Annotated in this window: 6 protein-coding genes; 3 read left to right on the top strand and 3 right to left on the bottom strand. The window is 49.3% G+C overall.

Features of this window, described 5'->3' with window-relative positions; translation table 11 throughout:
* Positions 1 to 152: 152 nt before the first annotated feature.
* Positions 153 to 548, bottom strand: coding sequence for an SPW repeat protein (locus ACYVB1_RS14260; RefSeq protein ID WP_460924451.1), 396 nt, complete (start codon positions 546 to 548; stop codon positions 153 to 155).
* Positions 549 to 912: 364 nt separating this feature from the next.
* Here ACYVB1_RS14260 and ACYVB1_RS14255 point away from each other — a divergent pair, with 364 nt between their 5' ends.
* From ACYVB1_RS14255 to ACYVB1_RS14245, 3 genes are all read left to right on the top strand, one after another.
* A complete protein-coding gene (locus ACYVB1_RS14255) occupies positions 913 to 1,710 on the top strand; it encodes a HipA family kinase (protein WP_460924450.1) in 798 nt (265 codons plus the stop codon).
* Positions 1,688 to 2,074 carry a DUF3037 domain-containing protein gene (locus ACYVB1_RS14250; RefSeq protein ID WP_460924449.1) on the top strand — a complete coding sequence of 129 codons (387 nt, stop codon included), beginning with the start codon at positions 1,688 to 1,690 and terminating at the stop codon, positions 2,072 to 2,074. Before ACYVB1_RS14255 ends, ACYVB1_RS14250 begins: the two co-directional genes overlap by 23 nt.
* Before the next feature lie 239 nt (positions 2,075 to 2,313).
* A complete protein-coding gene (locus tag ACYVB1_RS14245) occupies positions 2,314 to 4,506 on the top strand; it encodes a M3 family metallopeptidase (RefSeq protein WP_460924448.1) in 2,193 nt (730 codons plus the stop codon).
* An 86-nt stretch (positions 4,507 to 4,592) separates the two neighbouring features.
* Here the strand turns inward: ACYVB1_RS14245 and ACYVB1_RS14240 are convergent, their stop codons facing one another.
* The gene (locus ACYVB1_RS14240) at positions 4,593 to 5,327 is read right to left on the bottom strand and encodes a hypothetical protein (protein ID WP_460924447.1); all 735 of its coding nucleotides are present in this window, start codon (positions 5,325 to 5,327) and stop codon (positions 4,593 to 4,595) included.
* A 51-nt stretch (positions 5,328 to 5,378) separates the two neighbouring features.
* Positions 5,379 to 6,206 (bottom strand): ferritin-like domain-containing protein, encoded by an 828-nt coding sequence (locus tag ACYVB1_RS14235; protein WP_460924446.1) that lies wholly within the window; start codon positions 6,204 to 6,206, stop codon positions 5,379 to 5,381.
* Between the last annotated feature and the right edge of the window lie 10 nt (positions 6,207 to 6,216).

The raw sequence follows: 6,216 nt of genomic DNA, 5'->3' as shown, positions 1-6,216 counted from the left end.
GGAGAGTAGGTGGCCGCCAACCCTACAAAAGCACCCCCCGCAGAGAAATCCGCAGGGGGTGTTTTGCGTTTCAGGCCCATCTCCTACTCTACTGCCTCAGCCGTTCATCCTGCGCCATGAAGAGCAGGAGGTTTTTGCTTTTCTAATCTCTCCTATCCCGCTATCTCTCCACCGTATTCAGGTTGTGCATCCTGATAAGAACTGCCCGGCCTGCGATGTGTCGTAAAAGCAACCAGGATGAAGTATAAGCCAAAAATTAAATGCGGCAGGTACACAGCGTGGTTGAAGCCAAAAGGCCAGGGTGATATCGCTAATATAATTCCCAGGAAGACATCAGTCATTAAATGTGTGCTCACAGATGCCTTCTTCACAATACCAACCTCAAAGTCGGTGGTCGCAGTCTGTAGCAATACTACAACACCTGCAATAACAGCCGTTACAGTAGCCGCTGTGTCTTCGTTAAATTCTAGCCACCACGGTGAAACCATCAGTAGTGGCCCCACAATGTAATCCAGCATTCCGTGAAAGCGCGTTGGTATGAACCTCATTTTCTCCTCCTCTTCTCCCTCAGTTTGTACTATTATATATACTACTTTACGAACCTTTAGAAGGAAAGCTCATTTTTTAGTACAATTTTCAGTACAAAAACAGTTTTAATTACGTATTAATCTGCCATCCGTAGCTGCCTGTAAGGCAGGTCATTATAAACTGGCCTTTGCAACTGTTTATAAAACAAGGGGCACAGCCCCTGCTCTTACCTCCAGGTATGTATGTATTTTTGGGAAAGATTGCTCAAGTCTGCTGCCCGCTCTGTATTCTGCGGGGATATAGGTAACTTTGCCCAGGCATGAGCACCGTTCCACAGGCTTTCCATGTAAAGGTAACGGCGGATAAAAATCTGAAACAGACCATATGAAACATAGCCCACCAGAGTTAAGAACCGTTGACGTGACCCGTTATGTCACGCCTTTGCGTGAGGGCGGTTCACTACCTGCCATTGTAGAGGCAGACGATGATTTTTTGTACGTGCTCAAGTTTCGTGGCGCGGGGCAAGGCGTGAAAGCCCTTATTGCCGAGCTTATCGCCGGTGAACTTGCCCGTGCACTCGGCTTTCGGGTGCCCGAAATTGTGTTTGCGACCTTAGACGAGAGTTTCGGCCGCACAGAGCCAGATGAGGAAATACAGGATCTGCTCCGCTTCAGCGAAGGGCTGAACTTAGGACTCCATTACCTGTCCGGCTCCATTACCTTTGATGCTTTGGTAACAACAGTCGATGCAACCCTTGCCTCCCAGATTGTCTGGTTTGATTGTCTGATAACGAACGTAGACCGCACTCCCCGCAACACCAACATGCTGATGTGGCACAAGGAACTGTGGCTGATTGACCACGGTGCCTCCTTCTACTTTCATCACTCCTGGCCAGACGTGGAAGAGCAGGCGCGGCGGCCATTTGCACAGGTGAAAGACCATGTGTTGCTGCCGCAGGCAGGCGAGCTGGAGGCTGCTGACGCAGCTTTTCGCCCTATCCTTAGCCCCGAGCGCATCCGCTCCATAGTAGCCCTGATTCCAGATGACTGGCTTACCACCGACTCCCCTTTTGATACCCCGGAGGAGCACCGGCACGCTTATGTCCGTTTCCTGGAAACACGGCTCGCCCATACAGAAACCTTTATAAAAGCAGCGCAGCATGCAAGAAAAGCACTTATTTGAGTACGCCGTTATTCGCGTGGTGCCATGTGTAGCACGTGAAGAGTTTATGAATGTAGGCGTCATCGTTTACTGCGCCTCCCAAGGATTTTTACAGACGTTATATGACCTGGACGAGCAGCGGCTGCATGCTTTCTCCAGGCAACTGGACATGCAGGAGTTAAAAGAGCGCCTGCGTGCTTTCGAACGCATATGTGCAGGCCGCAGAGAAGGCGGAGCAATTGGCCAGCTGCCCATTGCATCACGTTTCCGCTGGCTTACCGCTACCCGCAGCACCATTGTGCAAACATCACCTGTGCACCCGGGCTTATGCACAGACGCCGGGGCAACGCTCGAGCGGCTGCATGCCCAAATGGTGCTTAGCTGATTTAAGAGAGATGCGCCTTTAACCGCTATTAAAAGCACATGGCAAGCACTGGCACTAAATTTGAATCATAGAAATAGAAGCACCGACAGATTATAAGCACAATGATATGTGGAGCTAGCCAAGCGAAGGTCTCCCCTGTCAGCCTTCGCGGACCAGTATAGTTTTAGTATCTTTGTGTTTAAACAATTTTGAAAGAGGGCAACTGTACCCCTTACTTTTATTTACGCTTAATCACATTTATGGGAAATAAAATGATATACGCCGGCAAAAAATCAAGTTTGCTTGTGATGCTGGCTTTCGTTGGCTGCACCTCTACCCAGCAGGTAACGCCGCAACAAACACAAAACACCATTGAACAAAAGCAAAACATTGATAATGTTTTACTCGCTGAATGGACTGGCCCTTATGGCGGAGTTCCGGCTTTTGACAAGATGAATTTAGCTGATTTAAAGCCAGCCATCGAAAAAGGAATGGCTTTGCAATTAGCAGAAATAGATGCCATTGCCAATAACCCTACCCCTCCTACTTTCGAGAATACCATCGAAGCCATGGAAAGAGCAGGTGAAGAATTGAACAGGGCTTTCACCTATTACAGCATCTGGAGCAGCAACATATCATCACCGGAATTCAGGGAAATTCAGGCAGAACTGGCGCCAAAGATTTCCGAGTTCTCTTCCAAGATATCGCAGAACGAGAAGCTTTTCCAGCGTATCAAAACAGTATACGAAAATGCACAGATAAACCCGTTGCCAGCTGATCAGCAACGTGTGGTACAATTAGTGTATGAAGGCTTTGCGATGGAGGGTGCCGAGTTGGATGCCGCCGCCAAAGAGCGTTATGCGGCTATCAATAAAGAACTGTCTTCCCTTTATACTGCTTTCTCCAATAATATCTTAGCAGATGAAGAGAAGTATGTGGTGTACCTGACAAAAGACCAGCTGAGCGGCTTACCGGAGTCTTTTGTGAAAGCGGCGGCAAAGGCAGCAGCTGACCGCGGCCAGGAAGGCAAATATGCCGTAACCAACACCCGTTCGTCCATGGACCAGTTCCTGACTTATTCTGATGAGCGGGCTTTGCGGGAAAAGGTATGGACCAACTATTACTCACGTGCCGATAATGCCGATGAGTATGACAACAACGAGAACATCGCTAAAATTCTAAAGCTTCGGAATGAGCGTGTAAAGTTGATGGGCTACGACAACTTTGCAGAATGGCGCCTTCAGAACCGTATGGCCAAAACGCCGGAACGCGCCATGGAACTCATGAACGCTGTATGGCCAGCTGCCCTGGCAAGGGTAACAGAAGAAGTGGCCGACATGCAGGCAGTGGCAGATGCCAGTGGAAAAAAGATTACAATAGAACCATGGGATTACCGCTACTACGCCGAAAAAGTGCGCAAGCAAAAGTATGATCTGGACTCCGATGAAGTAAAGCAGTACCTGCAGCTGGATAACCTGACACAGGCGATATTCTTTACAGCCGGAGAACTCTTTAACTTCAATTTCAAACCCGTGCCGGAAGGTTCTGTACCCGTGTTTCATGAGGATGTGAAAGTATGGGAGGTAACTGACAAGACCACTGGCGAGCATATTGGCCTGTGGTACTTGGATCCGTTCGCACGCCAGGGCAAGCGCTCTGGTGCCTGGGCTTCGACCTACCGTAGCCATACCACCTTTGATGGTAAGAAAACTGTATTGGCATCTAACAATTCCAACTTCATTAAGCCTGCGCCGGGCGAGCCGGTGCTGGTTTCCTGGGACGATGCGACTACCTTCTTCCATGAGTTCGGGCACGCGCTGCACTTCCTGGCTTCAAACGTAAAATACCCGACCTTGAACAGTGGGGTAAGGGACTATACAGAATTCCATTCACAGTTGCTGGAGCGCTGGCTGTCTACTGACAAAGTAATCAACCAGTTCCTCAAGCACCACAAAACAGGCGAAGTGATGCCGGCTGAGCTGGTGGCTAAAATCAAAAAGGCCTCTACCTTTAACCAGGGGTTTGGCACAACGGAGTTCCTTGCCTCTGCCCTGATGGATATGAAGTATCACCTGGCTGCCCCTGCGGATATAGACCCTGACAAATTTGAAAGGGAGACGCTAACTACGTTGAACATGCCACGAGAAATCGTGATGCGTCACCGTTCGCCGCACTTCGGACACGTTTTCTCCGGAGAGGGATATGCAACAGGATACTACGGCTACCTTTGGGCTGATGTGTTAACCTCAGATGCGGCAGAAGCTTTTGAGGAGGCACCAGGCGGCTTCTATGACAAAGAGGTTGCTGCCAGACTGGTGAAGTACCTGTTTGCCCCAAGAAACTCGATGGACCCGGCAGAAGCCTACCGCTTATTCCGTGGCAGGGATGCTAAAATAGATGCCCTGATGCGTGACCGCGGTTTTCCGGTTCCTGAACCGCAATCAAAGAAGTAGTATAAAAACTGAAAAGGCAAAAAAGAAGCGCCCGTAAAAGTACGGGCGCTTCTTTTTTATTTAAGATAATGTTAGGGGAGCAAGTCTTATCTCATTTCCACTAACTCACCACAGGCTACTGGAAGCGATGCCCAGTATTTAGCATGCGGGTTGCTGCCAGCTGGCACGATTCTGTTGTTGATGGCAAACGCACCGTGTATCACGATGACGCGCTTGTCAAGCTCCAGGTCTGCCATGGTCTGCGTGCCATTGTGCATGGCATCAAATGCAGAAACCAGTGAGCTTGTCATTGTCTTAGCGCCATAAGCAATGGTGCCGGCAGAGGTGGCTACAGGGAAATTGTCAGCAGTCAGTGGCACGAGTTTGTCGTCCAGCGGAATGAGCACTGGCCCGTAGAAAGGCAACCCGTCCTCCAGGGTAAGGAGCCCATCGGCGCCTGCTGCGCTTGGTGGCGGGCAAACAGCATCCTGGTCTGCCATGTCCTCCATCACAAAGCCGTGGATGTGCTGCGGGTGCACCATGTTCGGCGCCAGGCCTGTCACATCTGTGATCACCTCAAACTCGCCATTTGCTTTCATCATCACGGTGGCCGTGCCTGTTACTCCAGAGTTGTTCAGAGGGTTCAGCTGCACCTTGTACATTTTAGTCTGATTGTTTGTGCCGCCGCTGCCTCCTCCTCCGGGAATAACGTCATCAAGGTCGCCCAGCTGGTCGCAACTTGCCAGGAAGAAAGTACCCATAAAAGTAGCAGCAAGTACCTTTGCAGAAGACACAGCTTTCTGCATTAATTCATTTGCTTTCATTGTTGTATTGTTTCTCATAAGATTTTGTGTTTAAAATGTAATTAATTAAAGGTGAAAGAGTGATAATATTTATCCTACGATAAATGGTGTAACAATGTCTACAACCATTTGCATAGTTAGGGGCTCATCCCAAGCTTCTCTCACTGCCATAACCGGCACCGTTGTCACATCAGTAACTTCCACACCTGCATGCATGGTGTTTTTCTCACCGGCGTAAACCGCACTGCTAGCCATCATAAAAGTGCCGCCAAACCCGTCTATGCCATCGTAATCTTCTTCTGTAATCCAGCCTTTCCTTCCCCGTATGCGCCTTACCTGTGAGGCGTGCCTTGCCTCCACAGCGTGAATCTGCAAGGCTACTTTTAGCAGGTCGCCGTTGTCGATAAGATTCGGCGCCTGCCCTTTATAAGCACGCACGCCAGTATCCTCAAACGCCTGTGACAGGGCCAGGAATAATGGATAGTTACTAAAAGGACTCGGGAATACTCCGCCTGCCGTGTAGTCGAAACTACTCGGTACGCCCTGCAGGTTTCCACCTAAAGCCTGGATAGTAGCCTCTAACAGTTCCACATGAATTCGCTCATGCTCGCGAATGGCCATGAACACATTGCGATGTTCATTTCTGATGATGCCTGCATCTACCCCCTGAATATAGAACTGGTATTCCAGGCGCTCCAGGGTTAACGCGAACTTGAGTACCGCAATTACATCATGCGCTCTGGCAAAGGCCATTTTCGGCATAGCGCTGAAAGCTGCAACAGGCAACGAAGCCAGTGCCATTCTTTTAGTAATGCTGCCCAATTTTTTGAAAGCCTCTTTTCTGGACATGTAAATGTCCACTTCTTCTTCCGACTTGTTTCCTGTGTTGAAAGAGTCAAATAATTTTATAAAATCCATAATAGTATCC

Source organism: Pontibacter brevis, assembly GCF_054779655.1.
The sequence above is the reverse complement of the archived record's forward strand: the minus strand, read 5'-3'. Positions and strand labels throughout refer to the sequence as shown.

What these genes read in the sequence shown, in the direction of transcription:
- ACYVB1_RS14255 (WP_460924450.1), top strand. Translation starts at nt 913, where the DNA reads ATGAAACATAGCCCACCAGAGTTAAGAACCGTTGACGTGACCCGTTAT.
- ACYVB1_RS14260 (WP_460924451.1), bottom strand. Translation starts at nt 548, where the DNA reads ATGAGGTTCATACCAACGCGCTTTCACGGAATGCTGGATTACATTGTG.
- ACYVB1_RS14235 (WP_460924446.1), bottom strand. Translation starts at nt 6,206, where the DNA reads ATGGATTTTATAAAATTATTTGACTCTTTCAACACAGGAAACAAGTCG.
- ACYVB1_RS14250 (WP_460924449.1), top strand. Translation starts at nt 1,688, where the DNA reads ATGCAAGAAAAGCACTTATTTGAGTACGCCGTTATTCGCGTGGTGCCA.
- ACYVB1_RS14245 (WP_460924448.1), top strand. Translation starts at nt 2,314, where the DNA reads ATGGGAAATAAAATGATATACGCCGGCAAAAAATCAAGTTTGCTTGTG.
- ACYVB1_RS14240 (WP_460924447.1), bottom strand. Translation starts at nt 5,327, where the DNA reads ATGAGAAACAATACAACAATGAAAGCAAATGAATTAATGCAGAAAGCT.